Raw genomic sequence first — 25,716 nt, forward strand, 5'->3', positions numbered from 1 at the left:
GGTGGTGGAGCACATGCTCAATCTCGGTAGCGCAACGCATCGACGAGCAAGCTGAACGCTTGAGTGGGCTGACGCCGACTTGGGTAGTACAGGTGGTAGCCAGAAAATGGCGGGCACCAGTCATCCAAAACCCGAATCAAGTCCCCGTTTGCCATATCCGCCCTCACCTGTTCTTCAGTCAGGTACGCCAGGCCTTGACCTGATCGGGCCGCCATCAGGATGAGGGAAGCAGATCCAAAAACAAGCTGACCGTCAACATGGACGTTTACGGCTCTGCCGTCCTTTTCAAACTCCCAGGCATAAAGCCCGCCATGCGTGGGCAGTCGCAGATTGATGCAGTTGTGCAACGTCAGCTCGGAGGGAGCCTGCGGCTGCCCGTACTTTTCGAAGTACGAAGGAGCGCCCACTACCGCCATGCGCATGTCTGGCCCTATACGGGTGGCTATCATGCCCTGCGCAACAATTTCGCCCGGTCGAATTCCGGCATCGAAACGCCCTGCCACGATATCCGTCAGCCCCACATCAACGACAATTTCAACTTTGATGTCCGGGTAAAGGGGCAGGAACGTTTCGAGCGTTGGCCAAAGCACCGTTGCGACGGCGTTTTCTGTGGCCGCGAGGCGAAGAGTACCCTTTGGATTTTCAGCAAGGGCGGTAATCGCCTCCAGCTCCTCATCGACCTCCGCAAAACGCTGACCCACGGTCTGCAGAAGTCGCTCGCCCGCCTGAGTGGGCGACACGCGTCGGGTCGTGCGCGTCAGCAGCCGTACGCCCAAGCGCGTCTCTAATGCCCGCATCGTCTGGCTCAGCGCCGACTGAGAGACACCCAGTTGCATCGCCGCCCTGGTAAAGCTTTGTTCTTGTGCAACCACCAAAAAAGCGACGAGGTCGGAAGCGGTCTGCTTGTGCATTGATAAGCCGTCCTTATATATAAAATAAGCTTTGGCTACGTTATCAGAATCAATCGGGGCTGGTAATTTGGTTCCTGACATAGCGCCCCGCGCTAGCGCAGATGAAGGAAAGTCCAATGGCATACGAAAAAGGTACAGCTCACAAAGCATTTGGCGACGTTGCTCCGGCCCTCGCTGAGTACACCGACAACCTGCTGTTCGATGATGTGTGGAAACGTCCCGGTCTCTCACCTCGTGACCGCAGCCTGGTGACGATCACCACCCTCATCGTGCTCTATCGACAAAACGAGCTGCCGTACCACCTCAAGCTTGCCCTTGAAAATGGTGTGACCCGCGAAGAAATCATCGAAACCATCACTCATCTGGCGTTCTATGGCGGCTGGCCGGTCGCGGCGACCGCGCTAAGCATCGCTCGTAAAGTGTTCGAAGAGACCGGCAACTAAGTAGGTACTTGAATATTTCTGCGCTGCAGCTTCCCCGGTTTGGGTGGAGCGCTGCGTCCTCAAGCCATCAGCGATCCGGAGATATCTACATGAACGACTCAGGCCAAACCGTCATCCGCAGTGGAACCAAGCCATCCGTAAAGGGCCCAGACACCTGGTTCACTGGCTCGGTGCGCATCGACAACATGTTCCAGGCAGCGGCGCCTGGTCGGGCGACTGGCGCCATCGTGACGTTTGAGCCATTCGCACGTACCTTTTGGCACTCACATCCGGCAGGTCAAACCCTCGTCGTATTGACGGGTGTCGGATGGACGCAATGCGAGGGAGGCCCCCGAACCGAGATTCGGGCGGGTGATGTCGTCTCATGCGCGTGCGGGAAGCGCCACTGGCATGGTGCTGCTGCAACCACTGCGATGTCGCACTTCGCCGTCACCGAAACGCTTGAGGGTAAAAACACTGACTGGATGGAGCCGGTGACTGACGAGCAGTACCTCAGTGGTGCGCTAGTGACCGAATGATTGGGGCAATGCGTAGGCCACCACGTAGTCTCCCTTCGAAGTCGTGGCAGAATTTCCGCGGTAGTACAGAAGGCGATGCTGATCTAGCTTGTTCGCTTGATCCCCACCGAGCAGGAGCTTGTCCATGAGAGGAGTTATCAAGACTTCTTCGCTGGCCGTGATGTTGTGTACGGCCGTCCATGCCCATAGCGCCGATATCCCCAAAGACCAGATCATGGCTGTCACTCGAAATGGTGAGCAAACTTCGATCATGGGAGCGCCAGCCAACTTTGCTGGAAACGCGCGAATCGACCCTCTCTTTGCGGCACGCGCGCCCTCGACTGTCTCAGCAGGCGCAGTCACTTTCCAACCCGGAGCACGATCTGCATGGCATACCCACCCAAAAGGCCAGACCTTGATAGTCACGGCGGGTACCGGTTGGGTGCAACAGGTAGGCGGTGAAAAGATCGTTATCAAACCGGGCGACGTTATCTGGACACCGCCCGGCGTGAAACACTGGCATGGGGCGACCCCGACTACCGGGATGACTCATATGGCCGTCCAGGAAGCCGTTGACGGGAAAAACGTGGAGTGGATGGAGCTGGTCAGCGAATCCCAGTACGAATCATCCCGATGAGCTGGAATGATTAATGCGCTTGGACGCCCTCAATCAAATAAACATCAGTATTGGCTGAACGCTGGCGGATCTTCCTGAGTTCGGTGTACTCCGCAGAGTTGTACCAAGCCTGGGCCTTTTCAATGCTTTCGAATTCGATAACAACGCGTCGCCGCTTCGGCGCTACACCCTCAAGCGAAATCGTCTTGCCCCCACGCACCACGAAGTGCCCACCATAAGGTTTGAAGGTGGCTTCAACCCCCGCGCTGTAGGGTTTCATACCTTCTGGATCAGTAATTTCAAATTCGGCCACATAGTAGGCCGGGGCATGTGCGGACGAAGCCTCAGACGCCATCACCTGAAAACTACTCATTGAAACAAACGCCAGACCCGCTGCTGCAAGCGCCATCACCCTTAAACTCTTCATCACATTTCCCCCATTTAAAAAATCTGGCTCCGTGCACGACTCCCTAATGACCCATCAGTTCGAACAGATCCATCATCGACCAGGCTGAGTGCTGAGTTGAACCGGGACGGTCTCGATCAACTCTTTAGACAGGATCATCGACTGAGTCGTCTTCACGTATTTTTGAAAATGCGGCGAGGCAATATGACTTTGATACGCCGCTTCATTTGAGTAGATCTCAAAGAAGTGGAGCCTGTTTGGGTGTTCTTTTTCGGCCACCGAATAGAGCGTCAGCACCCCTGGTTCAAAACGAACGGAGTCGGCCATTTCTTCTTTGACGGCAACTTGATACGCCGCCAGTTGAGAAGGATCAATGACAAGTTGCGCAATACGCACAATTGGCTCGGAAGGTGGTGCGGCAACCGCTGATTCCACCCAAACACCGCATACAACAAACATGGCCTTGAGGACTGATATTCGCATTCATATTTCTCTAATGAAGGACGGCGAAGTCTTGCCTCAGCCATCGCTCAGGATTGTCCCTGATTAAACCAGATAAACGTCAGGAGTGTTCAAGCCGCGGCCGGCAGCTCTATTCAATCCAGAAACCTCAATACCCGCCAATTCAGGGCCTTCGGGGACATTGCTGAGCGCCGCTCATGGATTCATTCTTAAAATCGCAGTTATCAGCCACAACGGAGTGCCATAGGCTCCAGTGATGAAAAATCTGCGGCACTGCATGCCGTCATTGCTTTCACAGTGGACGTGCACCGGTGAGTCATTGGTAACAGGCACCCGCTTCAACCACACACTGCGAATGGAGACGTTCATGAACCCTGAAAATCCCACCGCATCCGGAGCGGGAATAGAGATGTCCCGCCGTCAAGTGCTCATCGGTACCGCAGGCACTGCGGTCACTGCCGTCTTGGCAAAGGTCGAGAATGCCCAAGCGAACACCAATACCAAATCAACAGCTCAAACTCCGCCAGTCAGCCATGTGACGTTTACCCTCAACGGGCGGCGAGTCGCCCTGGATGTCGACAACCGCACCACGCTTCTGGACGCCCTCCGAGAACGGCTGCATTTGACCGGCAGCAAGAAAGGCTGTGATCACGGCCAATGCGGCGCCTGTACGGTGATTGTCGAGGGGCGGCGAATCAATTCATGCCTGACACTCGCTGTCATGCATGAAGGGGACAGCATCACCACCATTGAAGGCTTAGGTACTCCGGGCACCCTGCACCCACTGCAATCAGCGTTCATCAAGCATGACGGATATCAGTGCGGGTATTGCACGCCTGGCCAGATCTGCTCGGCAGTCGCGATGCTTGACGAAATAAAAGCCGGCATACCCAGTCACGTCAGCGATGACTTGATTGCCAAGAGCCCAGTCAGCGCCGTCGAAATCCGCGAGCGCATGAGTGGGAATATCTGCCGTTGTGGCGCCTATTCCAACATCGTCGAGGCCATCCAGGAAATAGCAGGAGGCGAGGCATGAAGTCCTTTACCTACGAACGCGCCTCATCCTTGCAGCAAGCGGTCAACGCTTGCGCCAGCCGCGAGGGAGCCCGATTCATCGCCGGTGGTACCAACTTGCTCGATCTGATGAAACTGGAGATCGAGACCCCGCAGCACCTGATTGATGTAAACGGATTGGGCCTCGACAAAATTACCGCCACGAAGGAAGGCGGGCTAAGGATCGGCGCCATGGTGCGCAACACTGATCTGGCGGCCGCGCCACAGGTGCGTCGAGACTACGCCGTCCTCTCCAGGGCGCTGCTCGCGGGCGCTTCAGGACAACTGCGCAATAAAGCCACTACGGCGGGCAACCTGTTGCAACGTACTCGGTGTGCGTACTTCTACGACACCAATCAACCATGCAACAAGCGTCGCCCGGGGACTGGATGCTCTGCAGTGGGGGGTGCCAGTCGGCAACAAGCGGTCATAGGTGTCAGCGATGCCTGCATAGCCAGTCATCCCAGCGACATGGCCGTGGCGATGCGAGCATTGGGCGCCAAGATAGAAACACTCAATCCAGACGGCCATGTCAGAACGATTGAGATAGACGATCTCTACAGCGCACCTGGGAGCACCCCTCATATCGAGACCATCCTGAGCGCAGGCGAGCTGATTACCGCTGTCACCTTGCCCAAGCCTATTGGCGGCGAGCACATCTACTACAAGGTCCGTGACCGTGCGTCTTACGCGTTTGCGCTGGTTTCCGTCGCTGCGATCGTGCTGCCCGATGGAACGGGGCAGATCGCACTGGGGGGAATGTCATACAAGCCCTGGCGAAGTGAAGCGGCCGAGGCATATCTGCCTGATGGCGCTAAAACCGTAGCAACACATTTGCTGGCTGGCGCTAGTCCAACCGCGCAAAACGCTTTCAAAATCAAACTGGCGGAACGGACGATCGGTCTGGTTCTTTCTAACTCGCCTTCTTCACAACGCCCTCGCACGGCTGCGATCGATTGATCAGGAGTACGCCTAATGAAGTTTGATACGCCCGCGAGCACAAACCCGATTGATCAGATGAAGGTGATCGGTCAGCCAAAGGATCGTGTTGAAGGCAAGCTGAAGACGACTGGCACAGCGACCTATGCTTACGAACAACGAGCCGCACTAAGCGCCCCCGCCTACGGCTATATTGTCGGCTCGGCAATCGGCAAAGGCCGGATATCGTCTATCGATTCAAGCGAAGCACGGCAGGCCAGCGGTGTCATCGCCATCGTCACCCACGAAAATGCAGGTCAATTGGACAGAGGTGAGTTTTACGTTGATCGGGCACTGGCCGGGCCGAAGGTCGATCACTATCACCAAGCGGTAGCAATCGTCGTGGCAGACACGTTCGAACAAGCCAGGGCGGCTTCGGCGTTGATCCGGGTCTATTACGTCAGAGAAACGGGCGCCTACGACCTCTCAGCCCAGCGTGCGTCTGCCACCACGCCCGCGGCGGGCGCGTTTGGCCCTCCTCCACACACTGAGATCGGGGATTTCGAAGGCGCATTTACGCAGGCGGCTGTCACACTCGACGGCCATTACACCACCCCGGATCATGCGCACGCGATGATGGAGCCTCATGCCACCATTGCTCAATGGCAGGGTGACAAACTGACGCTTTGGACATCGATCCAGCAGATGAATTGGGGCGTTAGAGACCTTGCCAAAACACTGGGAATTCCCAAAGGCAACGTCCACCTCATTTCGCCCTACATCGGCGGCGGCTTCGGCGGAAAAGGTACTATTTTGTGCGACGCGGTATTGGCGTCTCTCGCCGCGAAAGAGGTTGGCCGTCCGGTAAAAGTCGCACTCCCCCGCCCACTCATGTTTAACAACCTGACCCATAGGCCTGCGACGATTCAACGAATCAGGCTCGGTGCTAATACCGACGGCACGCTCACTGCCGTTGGCCATGAGAGTTGGTCGGGCAATCTGCGAGGTGGTCGTACTGAAGCCGCCACCGCATCGACTCGAACATTGTATGCGGGCGCCAACCGCATGACGCGCCTCTATCTTGCCCAACTCGACCTTGCTGAAGGTAGCGCCATGCGTGCGCCCGGTGAAGCGCCAGGCATGATGGCTCTGGAGATTGCCATGGACGAGATGGCCGAGAAACTGGGAATGGATCCCGTGAAATTTCGCGTTATCAACGACACCCAGGTAGACCCCGAGCAGCCGGATCGCCGGTTCTCTCAACGCCAGTTAGTCGAGTGCCTGAATAAGGGGGCCGATCATTTCGGCTGGGGGCAACGCAATGCCCATCCGGCCAAAGAACTCCGTGACGGCTGGTGGGTTGGCTTGGGAATGGCGTCCGCGATCCGAGGCGCACCGACGACAAAGTCCGCGGCTCGCGTCCGGCTTGATCGTAAAGGCATAGTCACCGTCGAAACCGACATGACCGATATAGGCACTGGCTCGTACACGATTATTGCCCAGACCGCTGCGGAGATGATGGGCGTGGATGTGGACAAGGTAAACGTCCACTTGGGGGACTCTCGCTTCCCGGAATCATCGGGTTCAGGCGGTCAATGGGGCGCTGCCTCATCCACGGCGGGCGTCTATGCTGCGTGTGTGAAGCTCAGGGAAGCCGTTTCGATAAAATTGGGATTTGATCCCACCACCACAGAATTCGCTGACGGCCACGTTCATGACGGGTCGAATAGTCTGCGATTAGCGAATGCAACAAAAGACGGGGAGCTGGTGGCCGAAGACTTCATAGAGTTCGGCGACCTGGCCAAGCAGTATGCTCAGCAAACTTTTGGCGCCCACTTCGTTGAAGTTGGGGTAAACGCTGCCACTGGCGAGATCCGTATTCGTCGTCAACTTGCAGTGTGCGCAGCGGGCAGGATACTCAACCCGAAAACAGCACGAAGTCAGATCATCGGGGGAATGACCATGGGCGCGGGTGCTGCGCTGATGGAGGAGATGATTGTGGATCATCGCTTGGGCTTTTTTGTGAATCACGACCTGGCCGGCTACGAAGTACCGGTGCATGCCGACATTCCTCATCAGGAGGTCATTTTCCTGGATGAGGTTGATCCCTATGCCACGCCGCTTAAAGCTAAAGGCGTAGGTGAGCTAGGCATTTCCGGCGCCGCTGCAGCGATTGCCAACGCTGTTTATAACGCGACCGGCATTAGAATCCGCGACTACCCCATTACGCTCGATAAGCTGATTGACCACTTGCCGGCAGTCGGCTGACTTTCCCGCTGTACCTCGGAGTGATAAATGCAGCTGAGCCGCACGAACCTGGCAGATATTGTGTATTTCCTTGCCATCGCTCGGCACCAGAGCTTCAGGAAAGCAGGGCTGGAAGTCGGCATCAGCGCATCTGCGCTTAGCCATGCCATGAAGGGGCTTGAGACGAGGCTTGGCGTTCGACTGCTCAACCGCACCACGAGAAGCGTAACGCTGACGGCAGCCGGCGAAGAGCTGCAGGGCCTCATCAGCGCGCCGGTCAACGATATCGGCCAGGCGCTGGAGGCCTTGAACCGTCTACGAGATGAGCCTGCGGGACGGATCAGACTAAATGTCTTGAGCGACGGCGCGAAGCTGCTACTGGGCCCTGTTCTCCCAGTCTTCGTTGATCGCTACCCGGATATAGAGGTTGACCTCACCGTCACCAATCGAATGGTCGATGTCATCGGTGACGGCCACGATGCGGGGATACGTTACGGAGGGACGGTGCCCGAAGACATGATCGCCCAGCGGCTCTCTCCCGATGTCGCTTGGGCCGTCGTTGGAGCGCCGGATTACCTGAAGCGTTTCGGTGTTCCGGTGCATCCGGACGACCTGCACCATCATCGGTGTCTGCGCGTGCGCCTGGGCAATGCACGCATTTACCACTGGCAGTTCTCGAAAGATGGCCACCAGCTGGAGATAGACGTGCCGGGCCCCATCACCATTGATGAGGGTCGCGTTGGTGTGGCAATGGCCATGCGCGGCGCAGGTTTGATGTATGTCCCGGTAAAGGTAGTCGAGCGACAGATTGCGGAGGGCTCGCTGCAGCGAGTCCTTACTGACTGGACTCACCATGACCCGGGCTTTCACATTTACTATTCAAGTTTCAGACAGATTCCTGTTGGCCTGCGCCTCCTGATTGACCTAATACGCGAGCTCGAACCGATGGGGCCGCTCCCCTGGCAGCTCCTTCCCGGGCTTTAGCGATGACAACGCCAAGACCGGCATCGCCCTCGGGAGCCCCGGTGTGTGACGCCATTGCCCTACGCACGATGGAGGTGATAGTCAATCTGCGTACACAAGGTGCTTCGATTGGATGGTGCCAAAAACTGTCCACATCGCCCTATACAGTCGTCTCCAGGAATTAACCGGAGTTTGGAGACGCATGATGAAACGCATTCAGTACAACGCTTATGGTGGGCCAGAGGTGATGAAGGTCAGCGACTTTGACCTACCCCCTCCAGGCCACGGTGAGGTGGCAGTGAAGGTAGAATTCGCCGCAATAAATCCAATTGACTGGAAGCTCCGTGCTGGACTGATGAAGATCATCACTGGGACGAAGTTCCCGCGTGCAATGGGCATGGATTTCTCGGGGACAATCTCAGCGGTTGGCCCAGGCGTGAATCGGTTAAAGGTCGGCGACGCAGTATTCGGACTGGCTCGTTTTAAAGAAAGCGGAGCGTTTGGCCAGGCTGTTATCACCAAGGAAACATTCTTAACGCTCAAGCCCGATAACGTCGCCTTCGACAATGCAGCTTGTCTGGGCACACCGGGTGTTACCGCCTGGAATGGGTTGATTGACAAGGCAAAGCTACAACCTGGCCAACATGTCTTTATCAACGGATGTTCAGGAGCGGTAGGCGAAGCTGCGGTACAAATAGCGCTAATGCATGGGGCTGTGGTTTCAGGCAGCTGCAGCGTCGTAGACCTGCAGCGTGCGGAATCCTTCGGTGTGCAGACCGTTTATGATTATCGGCACATCCAGTTTTCAAGCATCTCCACCCGCTTCGATATGGTCTATGACACTGCGGCGACTCTATCGGTTTCGACAGGCCTATCGATGTTGCGTAAGGACGGGATATTTCTGGATCTGAATCCTGGACCGGGCAAGTTTATTCGAGCTTTGTTTGACCGCCGGCTCAAGCCAGTGATCGGATCGCCCCGCGCCGACATTCTGGATAAGCTTGCCAAAGCAGCCAGTGAGAGTAGTTTCAAGACCCGAATAGGGAGAACGGTGTCCTTGGAGGACGCTGTTCAATTGATCGGTGAACTTGAGCACGGTCAGAAACTTGGCGGTAGAGGTGTCATTGCGATGGAGTAAGAAATGGCGAGAAGTGACCGATTATTTGAGCTTATGCAAGTGCTCCGCCGACATCGCCGAACGGTGTCGGGACGGACACTTGCCAATGAGCTGGGCGTTTCACTTCGTACCATTCGTCGCGACGTACAAACACTGCAGAATATGGGGGCTGACATCGATGGTGAGCCGGGTTTGGGGTACTCGCTGAAGCCTGGATTTCTTCTTCCACCACTTTCATTCACAGAAGAGGAAATACAAGCGCTCATCGCTGGCGCTTTGTGGGTCAGCCGTCAGACCGATGACAAATTTGCTTTTTCCGTAAAAAATGCCTTGGCCAAGATAAACGCTGTTCTGCCGCCGGACATGCGCTCGGTTTTTGACGATGAGACGTTCTATGTAAGCAGTCCAGCGAAACTTCCAACGCTGATAGACCTAAGCGAAATCCGTCGTGCACTGCGCGACCAGTGCAAGTTACGCATAGCGCTATCGATCGCCCATGCACCAACCGATGACCAAATTGTCTGGCCTATCATGCTGGGGTTTATCGGGGCACGTCGATCACTGGCGGCGTGGTGCGAGTCTGACAACAAGTTCCGGATGATAGACCTGGGTGACGTAGCAAAAGTTGACGTGCTTGCGGAGCGCTACTCTCGAAATCGCCGCCAACTGATTAGGGAATGGCGCGCGTCGGAAATCTTGCCTTGTAACAACCGTGGTGAAACCTGTTGACCTTACTGGGCAGGCCTCTTAGCGCTGCCCGTGACCACTCTTCAATCGGATTGCTGGATCCTCGCCGCGCCGTGATCGTCAAGCCTCTACTTTTTGCCGTGCTTGGGAGCAAATTCAGGCTCATCCATGCGATTGGCAAACATGCTGACCGCTTCCACGGCACGACTTGCGCCGTCCCGGATCTGGACGATCACCTGCCCAGCCTTGTCCGCCAGGGTGACACCTCGGTTGGCACCTTCTTGAGTAGCGTTCATGCTGGCAACCGCCTCGCGTGTCTCCGCCAAAATCTTGCCGATCATGCCTGCAATCTCTTTGGTTGAGCCGCTAGTGCGCCCGGCGAGTTGACGCACCTCGTCGGCCACGACTGCAAATCCACGGCCTTGATCGCCCGCCCGTGCCGCCTCGATAGCCGCATTGAGTGCCAAAAGGTTGGTCTGATCAGCGATACCTCGGATCGTATTGACGATGGCCGTAATCTGCTCGGATCGATCTCCCAATTGTGCAACCAGCTTGGCGGATGAGCCGATGTTTTCAGCAATCTGGCGCATTTCTCTCGCTGTTTCCTGAATCACAAGAGTGCCCTGCTCGGCAACTTTCTCGGTTTCGGCTGAAATGTGATAAGCCTTGGAGGCACCGTGCGCGTCGGCTTCCTGCGTCTCCACCTTGGCGGTTATGTCGCTGGCGAATTTGACGATTTTGTAGACTTTGCCATCCGCGTCAAAAACGGGGTTATAGGTCGCTTCCAGCCAAACAACCCGGCCGTTTTTTCCAATCCGTTTGAACTGTCCACCCACAAATTTCCCTGTGTTCAGCTTGCGCCAGAATTCTGAATATTCGGTAGTGTTGACGAGGGAGGACTCGCAGAAGCTCTTGTGATGTTTGCCTTTGATCTCGGCTAGTGCGTAGTCCATGACCTGCAGAAAATTCTCATTGGCAGCAAGCACTTGACCGGCTGGGTCAAACTCACATATCGCCATGGCAAGATCAACGGCGTTAAGCTTGCTGCGGATTTCATTGTCCAGCAGAACTTTTTGAGTGACATCCAACGCGTATTTGATCACTTTGACAATTCGACCTTCCGCGTCGACAACAGGACTGTAACTTGCTTCGAGCCAGACGCTTCTGCCCGACCTGGCAATACGTTTGAACGTGCCGGATATGAATCTGCCTGCACGCAGCGAAGCCCACAGATCTGTGTACTCACTGCTCCTTGCGATTTCCGGGTCGCAGAAATCACGATGCGTCTTACCGGCCAGGTCCTCTGCACGGTACCCCATCGTGGCGAGAAATTTATCGTTGGCACGAACGAACCTTCCGTCAGGTTCCAGCTCCACGACAGCCATCGAATTTTCGAGCGCGCGCATCAATGCTCTGAGTCCCTGTACTTCAGCCTTCATGGCCGCCAGTTCTGCTTTGTATTCATGCCCGAACATATACGCCTCTTTTGTTTTGGAGAACTCTTGTTAAGCACTACTCATTCTAATTATGAGCGCCAGTGTCGAAGCGAAGACCCCATACCATAAGAGCATGCGGGCATCTCTTGAATCGCCTCTATTCGCCTGACTCATCGTTGGCATTTTTTCCAGACAACGCGATCAATGCCATATCGTTCAGCATTTTTTCTGTTGGAAAGCATTGTCTTGTCACGCTCGCTCCTCAACAAAAGGCCTACACCCGCATTGCAAGCCGCCCAATGCCAGGCTCGCGGCTCATCCATTACATCGCAATGGACAAGAATGACCACTTCAATGCTGTCTACATAGTAAGCCAACTCGTACAGGCTCAAAATCGTGCGCCTCCAAATGTCTCTTCATACTTCCACTAGACGTCAACAGGTTATGATTACCTTCAGCACCTCTATTGCGTTGGTTCACCATTGGGGCAATCAGCCTCGCGATGAATTCCGCGTCTGACATGCCTTTGCCAAGTGGCGTAGTACCTGATTACGAAGAAGGTCACAATAATGACCCGTTAAGTCTTCGTTTTTTTAGACCTTCTATTCGTTTTCGCACCGGTTTTTCAGGCCCGTTGCATTTTTAGCGAGCATCCGATACGTTGAGCCCGCCTGGTAAAAAAATTCGACAGAGCGTCAACTCGCAGCGAAGGTGCAAACTTTGACTAGCAGCAATATATCTTCGGTGCATTTCAAAAACGCAGATTTTTTAAGGGACTATTATAATAATTGCGGTCTATCGCCTGAAATAAAGGTTGAGAGCTCGAAGTCTTTCGACTATAAAAAGACCACATACAGCATGGACGGAATGTACCTTTGCTCTACGAAAAGCCAGTCAGGCTGGGGTTTTGCAAAACAAGCCGTCACTGACGTCTACTTCATCTCTTTTACACATGCAGGTGTGTCGGATTGGGAAATGGGAGGCTTGGGACGGGTCAGCGTTTCGCAGCAGATGTGCATCATTGACAGCGCAAATTTAATCCAGGGGCATTACACACCTGGAACATTCACCGACACAATTATGATAGAAGCTCCGCTGCTGCATCGGGAGTTTTCGGCTCTGGTGGGTTATCCATGCTTTGACAGATTGAACTTTGTTCCGGTCCTGCCCAAATCTTCGAAAACCTGGCCGCTCTTCAGATCAATAGTGGATGCCATACGGCTCTATTTTGACTCGGGTCAGGATCTGCAATCACCGATTGCAGCATCCTATCTAAAACAGGCTCTCCTATTGACGTTACTCGAGTCTGCACCCCACAACCAATCATCTAGTCTAAGTACAAAGACGCGCCATGCGCACCCAAAGTTTATAAACCGAGCAGTCGATTACATGCAACACAACGCCGACAAACCCATATTGATATCGGACGTTGCCGACTATGCGCATACGAGCTCCAGAAACCTGCAGATTGGTTTCAAGAGGTACAAAGACACTACACCGATGCGCTATTTGAGAATGATTAGATTAGGCAGGGCTCACAAAGACATTCTGGCGGCCTCCCGATCTGAAACATGGCAATCCATAGCGGCTAAATGGGGCTTTAACGACACATTGCTTTTTGCCAAGTACTATCTCCAAGCGTATCAGGAACTCCCACAGCAGACGATGCTGAAATCCACAGAGGGTATTATTAAATAAGGTAGGGAAACTGCAGCAGTCGATAGATGCACTGATCCCGCTCGCTGCAGGGCAAGGGTGCCCAACAGCGCCGTGCCTCACGCCAGCCGAATCAGTCACGCCGCCCTTGCGCATCCCTGGCCGTGGTGGAGATGGATCAAGCCAAGGTTTCCCCTGCTGGCGATTATCGCAAGCATTTGCCGTCGCTCTCCCCACGCGAAAAAAAACCACCGCGCGATGGCGGTGGTTTTTTGGGTGGCATTAAGCGCTCAGTATCAGACCTTGACGATCCAGCCTGCCGGGCCTTCAATCTCGCCGGACTGGATGCCGGTCAGCTCTTTGTACAGGCGCTGGGTCACCGGGCCTACTTCGGTCTCGCTGTGGAACACGTGCAGCTTGTCGTTGTAGCTGATGCCGCCGATCGGGGTGATCACGGCAGCGGTGCCACAGGCGCCGGCTTCCTTGAACAGGTCGAGCTTGTCGATGAACACCTCGCCTTCAATGACCTTCAGGCCCAGACGGCTTTGCGCCAGTTCGATCAGCGACTGACGGGTGATGCCCGGCAGCACGGACGGCGACTTCGGCGTGATGAATTCGTCGTCGTGGGTGATGCCGAAGAAGTTGGCAGAACCCACCTCTTCGATCTTGGTGTGGGTCAACGGGTCCAGGTAGATGGCGTCGGCGAAGTTGGCTTTTTTGGCTTCGCTGCCCGGCATCATGCTTGCGGCATAGTTGCCACCGACCTTGGCCGCACCGGTGCCCTGCGGGGCTGCGCGGTCGTAGCTGGAGATCACGAAGTTGTGCGGCTTCATGCCGCCCTTGAAGTACGGGCCGACCGGGATGCAGAACACCGAGAAGATGAACTCGGGTGCCGTGCGCACGCCGATGTTGTCACCGACGCCGATCACGAACGGACGCAGGTACAGCGCGCCTCCACTGCCGTAAGGCGGGATGAAGCGCTCGTTGGCGCTGACGACCTGCTTGCACGCTTCGATGAACTGTTCAGTCGGCACATGGGGCATCAGCAGACGGCTGCAGCTGCGCTGCATACGCGCGGCGTTCTGATCAGGGCGAAACAGGTTGATCGAACCGTCTTTGGCGCGATAGGCCTTGAGGCCTTCGAAGCATTGCTGGCCGTAATGCAGCGCGGTGGAGCCTTCGCTGATGTGCAGCACGTTGTCTTCGGTCAGGGTGCCTTGGTCCCACTCGCCATCGCGCCAGTGAGCCAGGTAGCGTTTGTCGGTCTTGATGTAGTCAAAGCCGAGCTTGTCCCAGTTAATGCTGTCGTTACCCATGACACCCTCTATGTCCAGGCCAGCGCGGCCGGGAGCTTCCGGCGTCTGGCGTTTCATCGATAAGGCCCGGTACAGGACGCGACCTGCTCCGGTGTGTCGCCATATTACTGATTTTTCTCCCCGCAAACCGCCTTGGCAGCACATGAGCCAAAAAAGATCAGCCGCTGTCGCGCTGGAATGCCGGAGTTTGTGCCGCTCGTAGCAAAAGCACCGAAGCAGGCGTGCAGTTTCCTCAATGTTGCCTATGGTGTGTAAATCATCTGAAACGGAGCAGCGTGCATGGGTATCGATCAGTTGTTTGCCGATTTGAGCAGTCTTCCCAGCATTCCCAAGGTGGCGCAGGACCTTATCAAACAGTTCGACAGCCCGTCGTCGAACCTTGAAAGCATCGCCCGCAACATCGAAAAGGACCCGGTAATCGCCGCCAAGATCCTGCGTTTGGCCAACTCCGCACGCTTTCGTGGCGCGCGGGAGTCCTCCAGCATCGAAGACGCAGCCATGCGCCTGGGCTTCAATACCTTGCGCACACTGGTGCTGGCATCGGCGGTGACCGGGGCTTTCAAGGCCGGGCCGAGTTTCGACCTCAAGGGATTCTGGCTGAAGAGTTTCCAGGTGGCAGGCATCTGCCGGGTACTGGCAAAACAGTCCGGGGCAGATGCGGAAATCGCTTTTACGTGCGGGGTCATGCACGACATCGGCGAGTTGCTGATACAGACCGGTGCGCCGGCGGTGGCCGAGCGTATCAACAGCCTGACCAAAACCGGCACCACGGGCCGTGCGGCGATCGAAACGCTGCAATTGGGCTTTGGTTATCCGGAAGTCGGCGCGGAACTGGCCCGGCGCTGGGGCTTACCGGCGGTGATTCAGGATGCCATCGCCTATCAGGCGCGGCCGATGCAGGCACCCGGCGACGCGACGCAACCGCGCATCGTCGCCCAGGCGCTGACCATTTCCGCTGCACTGGAGCATCACGGCGGCGCAACACCAGAGGCGCAGCAGGAAGTGGACGGGCCATTAATGGAGGGCGTGAAACTGGACGCAGTGTTTGCCGCGCTGCCGAAAGTGCTTGAAGACGACAAGGCGTTTGCCGAATTGTTGAGTTAGGAGCAGCCCGATAGCGGTAGCGCATCAAGCGTGCGTTCCGAGGACGATGGCGCTCAAACCGGCCCCTTCCCGGCTAAAGCCGGTCCCACTTACAGCACGCGGTCGTCCTGTGGGACGGGCTTTAGCCGGGAAGGCGTCGGGCGCGATGACGTCGCAACTGTGGCTGCCCCTTCCCGCTTATCTCGCTTAGTATCGGCACACAGCCTCTCGTGAGAATGTGTGCATGTCTGATACGCCTCAGCACCCCGTCGACACCCTCCTGCACTGGATGCACGACCGCGCGTTCGTCGTGCTCACCGGCGCCGGCATCAGTACGTCTTCCGGTATTCCCGACTACCGCGACAGCGAGGGTGTGCGGCGCGGTCGGCAGCCGATGATGTTTCAGGAATTCCTCAATGCGCCCGAGGCTCGGCGCCGTTATTGGGCACGCGCCATGCTGGGCTGGCCGCGTGTGCGTGCAGCGCAACCCAACGCGGCCCACGAGGCAATTGCCCGGTTGCAGCGGCACGGCCTCATCAGCGGCGTCATCACCCAGAACGTCGACGCCCTGCACGATCAGGCCGGCAGCGATGATGTCGTGGAATTGCATGGCAGCCTGCATTGGGTGCTGTGTCTGGACTGCCGGCAACGCACTGAGCGACACATTATCCAGCGGGCATTGGTCGAGCAAAATCCGTATCTGGCCGGGGTGGATGCGGTGCAGGCGCCCGACGGCGACACCCTGCTCGACCCGGTCTTCGAAGCGCGCTTCCAGGTGCCCCACTGCCCCCACTGCGGCGGTCAGCGCATGAAACCTGACGTGGTGTTTTTCGGGGAAAACGTGGCACCGGCCACCGCAGCAAAAGCCATGCAACGGGTAGAGGAAGCGCCGGGGTTGCTGGTGGTGGGTTCGTCGCTGATGGCCTTTTCGGCCTTTCGCCTGTGCCGCGCGATCAACGATCAGGGCAAACCCCTTATCGCCATAAACCTGGGCAAAACCCGGGCGGATGACCTGCTGGATATCAAGATAGAAGCGTCCTGCGAAACCCTGCTGCCAGCGCTGGCAGAGCGACTCATCAAGGGATGACGGGGCACCAGCGATCCTGCGGCAACCACAGAAGCCTGTCCCCGCAAAAACCTGTAGGACCGCGCTTGCCCGCGAAGACGTAATTTCTATCGCCGCATGTGCAGCGGATGTACCGGCCTCTTCGCGGGCAAGCGCGCTCCTACACAGAGTTTGCGTTCCTGTTCAAGACCGAGATTGCCCGGAACAACGGCGTTATTACGGCTTGATATGTGGTGATGGTACCGGCTTCTTCGCCGGCAAGCGCGCTCCTGCAAGGGGGATGCGTTGTTGCTGACGGGCGATCGGTCGCCCTTGATCGATTCATTACTCGGCTCGGTGTATGCCAGGCAATGCCGCCAGCGCCTTGTCCCATGCCTGCCGCGTCCTGATCCACGCGACTTCCTGCCAGTCCGGGTCCGCCGGGTAGAACTGCTCCAGCAACCCTTGCTTGATGCATCGGCCGGTCTTGTCCAGTGGATCGCCGTGCAGATGCAGCCAATGGTCGTCTCGCAGATGCTGGTGGACGACGGCGCCGGGGTATGTCCCGCATTCGATCACAAACGGCATCAGATGCACGCCCGGCAGTGCATCCAGCAGCATCTGCGAGGTGTAACCCGTCGACGTCGCAGCCACACCGGTGTCGCTGACGCGGTTGGCGCCGGTGATCAGCGTGAACAGCCACGGCCCGAACAGCGCCCTGGCATCCTCCAGCGCAGGATAGGCCCGCTCGACGATGCTCATCAGCATCGGATGGCCGTAGTCGCCCGCGCCGGTGTGCAGATCGAAACAACAGATTACCTCGGCGTCTCGTAGGTGGCGCTCAATGATGCTGCGCAGCGTGCGGTTGGACCAGCTCGGCGCGATACCGCCGAAAAACAGGCCATCCGGGAATGCGTACTGCCCCGCCTCCACCACTGACATCAAGCCCGCCCAGCCATGGTGCTCAATTGCCGCGTTGAACAGCGCGTCCGCCTGATCACGCTTCGGGCCGTGCAATTGATCGCACGCATAAATGGCGTGGACCTCTCCGTACGCGCGGTTATCAGGCAGCGGTCGGCTGAAATCCAGGTAATTGCGATTCTGGTCGAGGTTGTCTTCATTGACCCGGCGCATCCAGGCCGTGCCCCAAGGGTTGATCAGATGGATCATCAGGATCGCCACGCCGTCGGGCAGCGTCCGAGCATCAAACCCCTCCAGCCAGCGGCTCTGGCAATCGGACCCGTAAAAGCCTTCGACGCCATGGGTGCCGCTTAGCGCCACCAGCACACGCCGCGCATCGGGGTTGCCCAGCCAGGCCACATCAGTGGCCAGGGTTTCGCCAAAAGGTCCCGCCATCGGGTGGACGTATTCAGTGAGCTGCGCACCGGCCGCGGTGGCCGCAGCCAGGAAGCGCTCGCGAATCTGGCGATAACCCGGATGCGCGGGAAAGAAATGGCTCATGACGTTGCTCCTTGAGGGATGCCTAGAGGATGTCTTGAAGATACGCAGAAGATTGCATGGATGTTCAATCCGGCCCAAGGGCTGTGCCACACGGCACTGCGTCAGAAATGTTACATCCGGACACGTTTTGGCACACTTCTTTCTAGAGAACATTGCAGTGGAACGTCAGTACCACTAAACGCTGCGCGGCGAGCCTTCGCCACCGCGAGCTTGCGCTGCCAAACGGTGCGAACCCCGCCCCCGCGTGCAGGAACCGGACGTTACCCCGTCCGAAACAGTGCAGGACGCCGGCCAGAAGCCAGGCGTCCGTCGATAAGGAATTCGATACGTGCCAGACATGCATCCGTCATTTTCGCTTTGCTCACTCCACGCCTTTGCGGCGCTGCTGAACGTCGCCGCTAGCCGACCTGTCAGCCCTCGCATCTCGCTTCAACGCTCAGGCTGACTACCAGCACTGAGTTTTTTATTTAAAGCCTGTTGACTGCAACGTCACTGCGGCACGTTTTTATTAACGGGATACCTCCTTGCGCGCAATACATGCAACTCATCTTCGGGCTTGGATGAGGGCGCCGTTTCATGCCTGGCCTTTGTGCGCTCTGCTCTTTTATGTCAGCCCTTAGTCCATCATCTGACTAGCAAGTCACAACTTCGGAAACCATCAACATGACCAGCTAATTAATCATCGCACCAACTTGCACCGTTCAATCAACTTTGGTGCAACACATTCTGCTCAGTCACTACTTGGGTGAATGCGGCTTAGCCCCGCCAACCCGTGGGTACGCTCTCGCCCCGTAATTGCCTCAGCGGTTAGTGCATATAAGTCTTCAAACAGGCCAAACCACCGGAATTCGCTAAAAACTTACAAGAATGCGACATCACGGCTGATTAGGTCGAAAACAGCGGGCCAGAGCCTGCCACTGGCATAGCGGTTGCAATTCACACCTTGAACCTGCGTTACGGCGAAACCCATTTCACTGTTCTTCAGGATCAGTTATCAGGAATCTGCAATGCTTCTCCTTAGTTAAGTCTGCACGCCGTCAATAACAATGCGCGCTCTTTAATGAGCCGCAGCTGAAGGCCTCTTGCTTTAGACAGCATGGGCGTCAACTTCCAACAGGAGCTTCCTGCTTGGAACGAACCCTTATTGCCCTTCAACTTTGCGAGGGAGCTTTAATGAATGATGCGGTAAAAATGAAAGCATTGCCTGAGTGGGCACCGGACGAACTTTCCGCGGCCTGGCCACGCATTCCTTTCAAGGAAAACACCTCGCGCCCCGGCGAACTAAGCCGCACGCAGGTGGTGTTATTGATTGCCGCCTCGGTTCTTATTCATGGCGCCATCTGGTGGTATGTGCAGACCGCAAAAGCCGATATTCCGGAAGTGGCACCGCAAGTGCCGGAGATGACCGTTGAGCTGACCAGCCCGACACCGCCAACACCGGAGCCACCGCCGCCTGAGCCGCCGCCGCCGCCTCCACCTCCACCGCCCCCGGAACCCGCACAGCCGGAGCAGCCAACCGAGGACCCCGATGCCTTGAAGCCACCGCCCAAGCCTGTCGACAAGCCGGTCGAGAAGCCAAAGGTGGAGAAACCCAAGCCGGTGAAGAAACCGGAACCGGTGAAAAAGCCAATGCCGCCCGCGCCTGCTGCACCTGCCGCGCCCAGCAACCCAGCGCCGGCTGCGCCTACGCCCTCGCCCGCGCCGCCAGCCCCGGCTGCAGCGCCCGCCGCACCGGCCAAGGAGTCAGCGGCGATTTCCGGTCTGGCCAGCCTCGGCAATCCGCCTCCGGAATATCCCGGTGCGGCGTTGCGCAAGGGCATGGAAGGTCGGGTGATTCTGCGCATCAAGGTGCTGCCCAACGGTCGGGCCGGCAGCGTGGAGGTGACCAAATCCAGCGGCAAACAGGTCCTGGACGACGCCGCCGTGGAAACCGTCCGCAACTGGAAGTTTGTTCCGGCCAAGCGCGGCGACACCCCGATTGAAGGCTTCGCGACGCAAACCATTGATTTCAAGCTGCCCGAGTGAACGGGCCAGCCCATTACTGACAATTCTTTTGATAGCGGGTGAGGTGTAACCATGAACGAATCGATCTCTTCAATGATTGTCCCCGGCGTACTCTGGGCGCTGGTGCTTTTTTCGGTGCTCAGCTGGGGGCTGTTGCTGATCAAGTCTGCGCAGTATTTGCGTTTGAAGAAACAGAACCGGCAGTTCAGCAAGGCTTTCTGGGGCGCGCCTGATCTGCTCACTGCCGCCGAGCATGCGACGCAATACCCTGGCGGTTTGGCGCGCATCGCCAACAGCGGTTTTGAAGCCATGGCGGTGGACGAGACGCCGCGCAACACCCAGCAACTGGCCCACACCATCAACCGCTCCGACCGGCTGGAGCGCAACTTGCGCCAGCAGATCCAGAAGGAGCGCCGCGCGCTGGAGGCCGGTCAGGCGATTCTCGCCAGTATTGGCAGCACGGCGCCGTTCATCGGCCTGTTCGGCACGGTCTGGGGGATCATGGAAGCGCTGCAAAGCATCGGCGCCAGCGGCTCCGCCAGCCTGGAGACGGTGGCCGGCCCCATTGGCCACGCACTGATCGCCACCGGTGTGGGCATCGCCGTCGCAGTGCCCGCCGTGCTGATTTACAACTTCTTCCTGCGACGTCTCAAGCTGGCCGTAGCCGATATGGACGATTTCGCCCACGACTTCGATGCCCTTGCCCAACGCAGCGCCTTCAGCATCAACCGTCAGGCCATCGCCAGCACACACAGCCAGGCTGTGCGGGAGGCGAGCTGATGTCGTTCTCCACTCAAGACAGCGATGAAGTGCTCAGCGAAATGAACGTCACGCCGCTGGTGGACGTGATGCTCGTGCTGCTGGTGGTGTTCATCGTCACCGCGCCGCTGATGACCAACGCGATCAAGGTCAACCTGCCGAAAACCGATGCGGTTGCGCCCGCCGACAAGAAAGACCCGGTGGTGGTCAGCGTCGATCAGGACGGCAAATTTTACCTGGCCAAATCCGAGGTTGCGCCGGAATCCCTTGAAGTGAGCCTCAAGGAAGTCAAGGCCAGGGACCCGGAGGTGCGCGTGCAGTTGCAGGCCGACACCGCCGTCAATTACGGCCAGGTCGCCAAGGCCATGGCGTCGATCGAGCGCTCAGGCATCACGCGGATTTCCGTGATGACTTCCAAATGACCCGCAGTTGAAGCGGGGCCGCAGTTGCGCGGCCCTGCACACCCTACTCCCGATTCATTGCCGTCCGGTTTTCGGCCCGGAGGGGAGCGGCTTGCTTGAAATAAGGAAATACCCGAGCGCCACAACCGCATCGGAGCAACGAGGGCTCACAAGGCCATTTCACCAACATCTGGAATCAATCGGAAATTACCATGCTGATGAGCTTTCCTGGTTTCACCCTCAAGCCCCTTGTCGTCGCTGTACAACGCCACCCCCGCGCGCTGATTTGCGCGCTGGCGGTCGGCATGAGCCCGGCCTATGGTGCTGACAGCACGGATAGCGCTGCCGATGCCGCGACGGGCAATGACGCTGCCGTACCTGCCGCCGCCGCGGTGGCCGCGATGCCGGCCACCACCCAGCTCAAACGCGTGGAAGTCACCGGCTCCGCGGTGCGTCGGGCGGACGCGGAAACCGCAGTGCCGGTGACCATTCTGCGCGCCGAAGAGCTGAAAAAGCAGGGCGTGACCACCACCGAACAGATGGTCCAGCGCATCACCGGCAGTCAGTCGATGATGAACAGCGCAGGCTCGGTCGGCGCCTCGACCGGCGGCGCGTCCTACGCCGACATGCGCGGCATCGGTGCCAACAAGACGCTGATCCTGCTCAACGGCCGTCGTTTGGCCAACAACGCCTTGTCCGGCGTCGGCACGCCCAATGGCAGTGCCATCGACCTGAACATGATTCCCTTCGCCGCCATCGACCGCATTGAAGTGCTGCGCGACGGCGCATCGGCGCTGTACGGCACGGACGCCATTGGCGGTGTCATCAACTTCATCACCAAAAAGTCGTTGACCGACGGCACCCTGAGCCTCGGCGGCGACACCCCGACCGCCAGCGGTGGCGGCGCCAGCAAGGACGCGAGCGCCAGCTGGGGCTTTGGCGACCTGGACGAAGACCGCTTCAACGTCATGGGCGTGTTCAACTACAACAAACAGCAAAATCTCGACGCCAACGACCGCTCCTTCGCCAAGGACTATGTCCCCGGCCGCGGCCTCAATCAGACCTCCGGCACGGCTTATCCCGGCAACTATTACCAGGGCGACAACAGCGCCAACCCGCTCGCGCCGAACTGCAGCGGCAAAAGCCTGGTGAGCGTGAACGGCCTGTGCCGGTTCAGCACCCGTGAATACATTGACCTGGTGCCGCAGACCGAGAAGACCTCGTTCTTCGGCCGGGCCACCGGCAAGCTGGCCGATGACCACAACGTCAGCCTCGAGTACTTCTGGGCGCGCAACAACAACGCCACCAGCATCGGCCCGGCGCCCTTGACCGGCCTGAGCATCGACCCGTCTTCGCCGTACTACCCGGGCAACGGCATTACCCCGGGGCCAGGCAACTTTGCCCTGGACCCGACCCAGCCGGTGGACACGGCCTGGCGCGAAACCGCCGCAGGCCCGCGTGGCAGCAAGGATCAGAACACCAACCAGCGCCTGCTGCTGACCTTCGACGGCACCGTTGGCGGCTGGGATTACAACCTTGGCGCCAATTACAACCAGAGCAAAGTGGTTTCCTCCGTGACCTCCGGCTACGTCAGCGACCGTGCACTGACCGCCGGACTGGCCAGCGGCCTGCTCAACCCCTTCGGACCGCAGTCAGCCGCAGGCCAGCAGTTCATTGACAACGCGGCGTACCACGGCGAGTACTCCACCGCCGTTGGCCGGGTATACGGCGTGGACGGACGCATCAGCCGCGAGATCGGCAACTGGTTCGGCGCGGGTGAGTCCGGGCTGGCGCTGGGCGGCGAATACCGCAAGGAAAAGCTGCATCAGAACTACGAGGACTTCGTCGACGACATCGACAGCCTGGGCCTGGACTCGGCAGGCAGCGTGTCCGGCGACCGCAGCGTCAAGGCTGAATACGCCGAGCTGAACGTGCCGGTTCTGGACAGCCTGGAACTGACTGCCGCCGTGCGCCACGACAAGTACAGCGACTTCGGCAGCACCACCAACCCGAAATACTCGTTCCGCTTCCAGCCTTTCAAAGAGCTGGTCATGCGCGGCGCGTACAGCGAAGGCTTCCGCGCGCCGTCGCTGTACGAGTTGTATGCGCCGCAAAGCCTGGCCTACAGCCAGGGTTACTACGATGACCCGACCCTTTGCGCAGGCGGCACTGTGCAGCCCGGCGGCCAGGCGGGCCGTGACTGTAATCAGCAGTTCCTCAACCGCAGTGGCGGCAATGCCGACCTGTCGCCGGAGAAAGCGCGCAACGTCACTCTGGGCTTCGTTTATCAACCGCTGAACAACCTGTCGATGGGCCTGGACTTCTGGTGGATTCATATCTCCAACCAGATTCAGTCGTTCCCTGAGTCCACCGTGTTCGACCAGGCCGATCTCTATGGCGACCGCATCGTTCGCAACGCCGACGGTTCCATCGCCAACATCGTGACCGGCAACTCGAACCTGGGCATCGTCAAGACCAACGGCGTCGACGTGACGTTGGACTACCGCTTCCCGAACACGCCGTATGGCCAGTTCGGCCTGGGCCTGACCGGAACGTACGTCAACCGTTATGACTTCCAGAACATCATTGATGGCCCGTACACCGACAAGGTTGGCGACTTTCAGGGCGACGGTGTGATTGCGCGCTGGAAACACGTGCTGATCGGCAGCTGGACCCTGGGCGACAGCCGCGCTTCGCTGACCAACCGCTTCACCAGCGGTTACAACGATTACGACCGCGCCAGCAACGGCACTGTACCGTCGTACTCGTTGTGGGACCTGTCGGTGGGCCACACTTTCGAGAAGGTTCTGGACCTCGATGCCGGCGTACGCAACCTGTTCGACCGCGACCCGCCGTTCACCAACCAGGCTTACAACTTCCAGTCCGGCTACGACCCGCGTTACGCCGATCCCCTGGGCCGCACGCTGTTCGCCCGCGCGACCTATCACTTCTAAGCCCTGCCGCCCGACGCGTTTCCCCGGCGCGTCGGGCTCGATTCAGCGGACGGACGCGCGCCGTCACACGCTGCAACACCTACTATAATCGCGGACGTCGGCGTATCATCGCGCCCCCTCGATTTGCTGCTTTGGTGCCTGTCATGACTGCCCTTCCGTTCACACCCGACCGCCGTGGCTGGTCGTTCTGGTGGAAACCCCTGGCGTTTCTGCTGGTGGCCGCCATCGGCTTGTACTACGTCAAGTGGTCGCCGTATTACCTGAAATCCTTCGTCGCCGCCGGCACCCACACCATCGGCGGCTCGATCATCAATGACAACCCGGCCACGCCATGGGCCGCAGCACTGGCCTATGCGCAGGTGTATTTTCTGGCGATCTGGAAGGCCGCTGTGCTGGCCGTCATTCTGGGCTCGCTGTTGCAGGTGCTGATCCCGCGGGACTGGCTGCTGAAAATGTTCGGCCGCGCCGGGCTGGGTTCGACCGTGCGCGGCGGCCTGTTCGCCTTGCCGGGCATGATGTGCAGCTGCTGCGCGGCGCCGGTCGCCGCAGGTTTGCGCAAGCAGAACGTCTCGGTGGGCGCGGCGCTGGCCTTCTGGATCGCGAACCCGGTGCTCAACCCGGCCACCCTGGTATTCATGGGATTCGTGTTGGGCTGGGGCTTCACCGCTTTGCGGCTGGTGGCCGGCATCGTGCTGGTGATCGGCGTCTCGCTGGTGGCACAACGTATCTCTCGCCCGGAGGTCGTGCCTGAACAGGCGCTGGAAGCAGTCGCCAACGCCGAGGCGCCGGAGGAAGGCAGCCTGTTGGTGCGTTGGGGCAAGACGCTCTGGCAGTTGTTCTGGACGACGATCCCGATTTACGTCGTTGCGGTGCTGGTGTTGGGCGCGGCGCGTGTGTGGCTGTTTCCTCACGTCGATGGCGCGATGGGCAATAGCCTGTTGTGGCTGGTGCCGTTGGCCGTTGTCGGGACGCTGTTCGTGATTCCGACAGCTGCGGAAATTCCTATCGTGCAGACGCTGATGACGTTGGGTCTGGGCACTGCGCCGGCCGTGGCGCTGTTGATGACGTTGCCCAGCGTCAGCCTGCCGTCGCTGTTGATGCTGCGCAAATCCTTCGATGCCAAAGTGCTGGTGATCGTGGGGGTGCTGACCATGCTGGTCGGGGTGGTGAGTGGGTTGGTCGGGGCTGTTTTGTTGTAATTCTTGGGGTCTGGATCGAGATCAAGGTCAAGATCAAGATCAAGATCAAGATCAAGATCAAGGGCGTCGGCCTAACGGCCTC

The 25,716-nt window shown here is 58.2% G+C and carries 24 protein-coding genes and 1 pseudogene; 17 read left to right on the forward strand and 8 right to left on the reverse strand.

Going from position 1 to position 25,716, the window contains the following annotated elements; genetic code table 11:
* Nucleotides 1–17: 17 nt before the first annotated feature.
* Nucleotides 18–911: a LysR family transcriptional regulator gene (locus QRN48_RS13005; RefSeq protein WP_191943367.1), complete on the reverse strand. Its 894-nt coding sequence runs from the start codon at nucleotides 909–911 to the stop codon at nucleotides 18–20.
* 116 nt (nucleotides 912–1,027) lie between these two features.
* Here QRN48_RS13005 and QRN48_RS13010 point away from each other — a divergent pair, with 116 nt between their 5' ends.
* The 3 genes from QRN48_RS13010 (at nucleotide 1,028) to QRN48_RS13020 (ending at nucleotide 2,488) form a co-directional block, all read left to right on the forward strand.
* A complete protein-coding gene (locus QRN48_RS13010) occupies nucleotides 1,028–1,354 on the forward strand; it encodes a carboxymuconolactone decarboxylase family protein (RefSeq protein ID WP_191943368.1) in 327 nt (108 codons plus the stop codon).
* Nucleotides 1,355–1,443: 89 nt separating this feature from the next.
* Entirely contained in the window at nucleotides 1,444–1,872 is a 429-nt protein-coding gene (locus QRN48_RS13015; protein WP_191943369.1) for a (R)-mandelonitrile lyase, read from the forward strand.
* Nucleotides 1,873–1,996: 124 nt separating this feature from the next.
* Nucleotides 1,997–2,488: a (R)-mandelonitrile lyase gene (locus QRN48_RS13020; protein WP_285351001.1), complete on the forward strand. Its 492-nt coding sequence runs from the start codon at nucleotides 1,997–1,999 to the stop codon at nucleotides 2,486–2,488.
* Between the two features lie 10 nt (nucleotides 2,489–2,498).
* Here QRN48_RS13020 and QRN48_RS13025 read toward each other — a convergent pair whose 3' ends face one another.
* Nucleotides 2,499–2,894 (reverse strand): DUF1330 domain-containing protein, encoded by a 396-nt coding sequence (locus tag QRN48_RS13025; protein WP_191943371.1) that lies wholly within the window; start codon nucleotides 2,892–2,894, stop codon nucleotides 2,499–2,501.
* A 72-nt stretch (nucleotides 2,895–2,966) separates the two neighbouring features.
* Nucleotides 2,967–3,356, reverse strand: coding sequence for a putative quinol monooxygenase (locus QRN48_RS13030; RefSeq protein ID WP_285351003.1), 390 nt, complete (start codon nucleotides 3,354–3,356; stop codon nucleotides 2,967–2,969).
* Nucleotides 3,357–3,702: 346 nt separating this feature from the next.
* On the opposite strand from QRN48_RS13030, the gene paoA reads away from it, so the two are divergent.
* The 6 genes from paoA to QRN48_RS13060 all read left to right on the forward strand — a co-directional run bounded on the left by paoA (nucleotide 3,703) and on the right by QRN48_RS13060 (nucleotide 10,362).
* The gene (paoA, locus tag QRN48_RS13035; RefSeq protein WP_285351044.1) at nucleotides 3,703–4,371 is read left to right on the forward strand and encodes an aldehyde dehydrogenase iron-sulfur subunit PaoA; all 669 of its coding nucleotides are present in this window, start codon (nucleotides 3,703–3,705) and stop codon (nucleotides 4,369–4,371) included.
* Nucleotides 4,368–5,348, forward strand: coding sequence for an FAD binding domain-containing protein (locus QRN48_RS13040; RefSeq protein ID WP_285351005.1), 981 nt, complete (start codon nucleotides 4,368–4,370; stop codon nucleotides 5,346–5,348). Before paoA ends, QRN48_RS13040 begins: the two co-directional genes overlap by 4 nt.
* Before the next feature lie 15 nt (nucleotides 5,349–5,363).
* Complete coding sequence (gene paoC, locus QRN48_RS13045; RefSeq protein ID WP_285351008.1) at nucleotides 5,364–7,574, forward strand: aldehyde oxidoreductase molybdenum-binding subunit PaoC; 2,211 nt, start codon at nucleotides 5,364–5,366, stop codon at nucleotides 7,572–7,574.
* A gap of 27 nt (nucleotides 7,575–7,601) precedes the next feature.
* A complete protein-coding gene (locus QRN48_RS13050) occupies nucleotides 7,602–8,537 on the forward strand; it encodes a LysR family transcriptional regulator (RefSeq protein WP_285351010.1) in 936 nt (311 codons plus the stop codon).
* A gap of 184 nt (nucleotides 8,538–8,721) precedes the next feature.
* Nucleotides 8,722–9,654 (forward strand): NAD(P)-dependent alcohol dehydrogenase, encoded by a 933-nt coding sequence (locus tag QRN48_RS13055; protein ID WP_285351045.1) that lies wholly within the window; start codon nucleotides 8,722–8,724, stop codon nucleotides 9,652–9,654.
* Nucleotides 9,655–9,657: 3 nt separating this feature from the next.
* Nucleotides 9,658–10,362, forward strand: a complete 705-nt coding sequence (locus QRN48_RS13060) for a helix-turn-helix transcriptional regulator (RefSeq protein ID WP_191943377.1) — start codon at nucleotides 9,658–9,660, stop codon at nucleotides 10,360–10,362.
* Nucleotides 10,363–10,448: 86 nt separating this feature from the next.
* On the opposite strand, the gene QRN48_RS25415 is transcribed toward QRN48_RS13060, so the two are convergent.
* From QRN48_RS25415 to QRN48_RS25175, 3 genes and pseudogenes are all read right to left on the reverse strand, one after another.
* Nucleotides 10,449–11,024: a methyl-accepting chemotaxis protein gene (locus tag QRN48_RS25415; protein ID WP_497294651.1), complete on the reverse strand. Its 576-nt coding sequence runs from the start codon at nucleotides 11,022–11,024 to the stop codon at nucleotides 10,449–10,451.
* A pseudogene (locus QRN48_RS25420) lies at nucleotides 11,019–11,795 on the reverse strand (PAS domain-containing protein); the annotation flags it as partial. The pseudogene QRN48_RS25420 and the gene QRN48_RS25415, both read right to left, overlap by 6 nt.
* A gap of 131 nt (nucleotides 11,796–11,926) precedes the next feature.
* Nucleotides 11,927–12,148, reverse strand: a complete 222-nt coding sequence (locus QRN48_RS25175; RefSeq protein ID WP_350310427.1) for a DUF6555 family protein — start codon at nucleotides 12,146–12,148, stop codon at nucleotides 11,927–11,929.
* 328 nt (nucleotides 12,149–12,476) lie between these two features.
* Between QRN48_RS25175 and QRN48_RS13070 the strand changes: the two genes are divergently transcribed.
* The gene (locus tag QRN48_RS13070; RefSeq protein WP_285351015.1) at nucleotides 12,477–13,454 is read left to right on the forward strand and encodes a helix-turn-helix transcriptional regulator; all 978 of its coding nucleotides are present in this window, start codon (nucleotides 12,477–12,479) and stop codon (nucleotides 13,452–13,454) included.
* A gap of 254 nt (nucleotides 13,455–13,708) precedes the next feature.
* On the opposite strand, the gene QRN48_RS13075 is transcribed toward QRN48_RS13070, so the two are convergent.
* Nucleotides 13,709–14,728 carry a branched-chain amino acid aminotransferase gene (locus QRN48_RS13075; protein WP_285351046.1) on the reverse strand — a complete coding sequence of 340 codons (1,020 nt, stop codon included), beginning with the start codon at nucleotides 14,726–14,728 and terminating at the stop codon, nucleotides 13,709–13,711.
* Between the two features lie 279 nt (nucleotides 14,729–15,007).
* Here QRN48_RS13075 and QRN48_RS13080 point away from each other — a divergent pair, with 279 nt between their 5' ends.
* Both QRN48_RS13080 and QRN48_RS13085 read left to right on the forward strand, forming a co-directional pair.
* Nucleotides 15,008–15,832, forward strand: coding sequence for an HDOD domain-containing protein (locus tag QRN48_RS13080; protein WP_037010461.1), 825 nt, complete (start codon nucleotides 15,008–15,010; stop codon nucleotides 15,830–15,832).
* A gap of 223 nt (nucleotides 15,833–16,055) precedes the next feature.
* On the forward strand, nucleotides 16,056–16,898 hold the full coding sequence (locus tag QRN48_RS13085; RefSeq protein ID WP_285351019.1) for an NAD-dependent protein deacetylase: 843 nt from the start codon (nucleotides 16,056–16,058) through the stop codon (nucleotides 16,896–16,898).
* 303 nt (nucleotides 16,899–17,201) lie between these two features.
* Here QRN48_RS13085 and QRN48_RS13090 read toward each other — a convergent pair whose 3' ends face one another.
* A complete protein-coding gene (locus tag QRN48_RS13090) occupies nucleotides 17,202–18,317 on the reverse strand; it encodes a DUF2817 domain-containing protein (protein ID WP_285351021.1) in 1,116 nt (371 codons plus the stop codon).
* Between the two features lie 1,173 nt (nucleotides 18,318–19,490).
* On the opposite strand from QRN48_RS13090, the gene QRN48_RS13095 reads away from it, so the two are divergent.
* From QRN48_RS13095 to QRN48_RS13115, 5 genes are all read left to right on the forward strand, one after another.
* Nucleotides 19,491–20,342: an energy transducer TonB gene (locus QRN48_RS13095; protein WP_285351024.1), complete on the forward strand. Its 852-nt coding sequence runs from the start codon at nucleotides 19,491–19,493 to the stop codon at nucleotides 20,340–20,342.
* A gap of 51 nt (nucleotides 20,343–20,393) precedes the next feature.
* Entirely contained in the window at nucleotides 20,394–21,101 is a 708-nt protein-coding gene (locus tag QRN48_RS13100; protein WP_152597590.1) for a MotA/TolQ/ExbB proton channel family protein, read from the forward strand.
* Nucleotides 21,101–21,502 carry an ExbD/TolR family protein gene (locus QRN48_RS13105; RefSeq protein WP_285351027.1) on the forward strand — a complete coding sequence of 134 codons (402 nt, stop codon included), beginning with the start codon at nucleotides 21,101–21,103 and terminating at the stop codon, nucleotides 21,500–21,502. The genes QRN48_RS13100 and QRN48_RS13105 overlap by 1 nt, the downstream gene beginning before the upstream one ends.
* Before the next feature lie 191 nt (nucleotides 21,503–21,693).
* Nucleotides 21,694–24,435, forward strand: a complete 2,742-nt coding sequence (locus QRN48_RS13110) for a TonB-dependent receptor (protein ID WP_191943382.1) — start codon at nucleotides 21,694–21,696, stop codon at nucleotides 24,433–24,435.
* A gap of 143 nt (nucleotides 24,436–24,578) precedes the next feature.
* Nucleotides 24,579–25,634, forward strand: a complete 1,056-nt coding sequence (locus tag QRN48_RS13115) for a permease (RefSeq protein ID WP_285351030.1) — start codon at nucleotides 24,579–24,581, stop codon at nucleotides 25,632–25,634.
* Nucleotides 25,635–25,716 lie beyond the last annotated feature (82 nt).

Source organism: Pseudomonas sp. ME-P-057, from assembly GCF_030208975.1.
In the GTDB taxonomy this organism is placed as follows: Bacteria; Pseudomonadota; Gammaproteobacteria; order Pseudomonadales; family Pseudomonadaceae; genus Aquipseudomonas; species Aquipseudomonas lutea.

What these genes read in the sequence shown, in the direction of transcription:
- QRN48_RS13020 (WP_285351001.1), top strand. Translation starts at nt 1,997, where the DNA reads ATGAGAGGAGTTATCAAGACTTCTTCGCTGGCCGTGATGTTGTGTACG.
- QRN48_RS13005 (WP_191943367.1), bottom strand. Translation starts at nt 911, where the DNA reads ATGCACAAGCAGACCGCTTCCGACCTCGTCGCTTTTTTGGTGGTTGCA.
- QRN48_RS13080 (WP_037010461.1), top strand. Translation starts at nt 15,008, where the DNA reads ATGGGTATCGATCAGTTGTTTGCCGATTTGAGCAGTCTTCCCAGCATT.
- QRN48_RS13115 (WP_285351030.1), top strand. Translation starts at nt 24,579, where the DNA reads ATGACTGCCCTTCCGTTCACACCCGACCGCCGTGGCTGGTCGTTCTGG.
- paoA (WP_285351044.1), top strand. Translation starts at nt 3,703, where the DNA reads ATGAACCCTGAAAATCCCACCGCATCCGGAGCGGGAATAGAGATGTCC.
- QRN48_RS13010 (WP_191943368.1), top strand. Translation starts at nt 1,028, where the DNA reads ATGGCATACGAAAAAGGTACAGCTCACAAAGCATTTGGCGACGTTGCT.
- QRN48_RS13095 (WP_285351024.1), top strand. Translation starts at nt 19,491, where the DNA reads ATGAATGATGCGGTAAAAATGAAAGCATTGCCTGAGTGGGCACCGGAC.
- QRN48_RS13085 (WP_285351019.1), top strand. Translation starts at nt 16,056, where the DNA reads ATGTCTGATACGCCTCAGCACCCCGTCGACACCCTCCTGCACTGGATG.
- paoC (WP_285351008.1), top strand. Translation starts at nt 5,364, where the DNA reads ATGAAGTTTGATACGCCCGCGAGCACAAACCCGATTGATCAGATGAAG.
- QRN48_RS13105 (WP_285351027.1), top strand. Translation starts at nt 21,101, where the DNA reads ATGTCGTTCTCCACTCAAGACAGCGATGAAGTGCTCAGCGAAATGAAC.
- QRN48_RS13030 (WP_285351003.1), bottom strand. Translation starts at nt 3,356, where the DNA reads ATGCGAATATCAGTCCTCAAGGCCATGTTTGTTGTATGCGGTGTTTGG.
- QRN48_RS13060 (WP_191943377.1), top strand. Translation starts at nt 9,658, where the DNA reads ATGGCGAGAAGTGACCGATTATTTGAGCTTATGCAAGTGCTCCGCCGA.
- QRN48_RS13040 (WP_285351005.1), top strand. Translation starts at nt 4,368, where the DNA reads ATGAAGTCCTTTACCTACGAACGCGCCTCATCCTTGCAGCAAGCGGTC.
- QRN48_RS13050 (WP_285351010.1), top strand. Translation starts at nt 7,602, where the DNA reads ATGCAGCTGAGCCGCACGAACCTGGCAGATATTGTGTATTTCCTTGCC.
- QRN48_RS13015 (WP_191943369.1), top strand. Translation starts at nt 1,444, where the DNA reads ATGAACGACTCAGGCCAAACCGTCATCCGCAGTGGAACCAAGCCATCC.
- QRN48_RS13055 (WP_285351045.1), top strand. Translation starts at nt 8,722, where the DNA reads ATGAAACGCATTCAGTACAACGCTTATGGTGGGCCAGAGGTGATGAAG.
- QRN48_RS13075 (WP_285351046.1), bottom strand. Translation starts at nt 14,728, where the DNA reads ATGGGTAACGACAGCATTAACTGGGACAAGCTCGGCTTTGACTACATC.
- QRN48_RS13025 (WP_191943371.1), bottom strand. Translation starts at nt 2,894, where the DNA reads ATGAAGAGTTTAAGGGTGATGGCGCTTGCAGCAGCGGGTCTGGCGTTT.
- QRN48_RS13090 (WP_285351021.1), bottom strand. Translation starts at nt 18,317, where the DNA reads ATGAGCCATTTCTTTCCCGCGCATCCGGGTTATCGCCAGATTCGCGAG.
- QRN48_RS13110 (WP_191943382.1), top strand. Translation starts at nt 21,694, where the DNA reads ATGCTGATGAGCTTTCCTGGTTTCACCCTCAAGCCCCTTGTCGTCGCT.
- QRN48_RS13100 (WP_152597590.1), top strand. Translation starts at nt 20,394, where the DNA reads ATGAACGAATCGATCTCTTCAATGATTGTCCCCGGCGTACTCTGGGCG.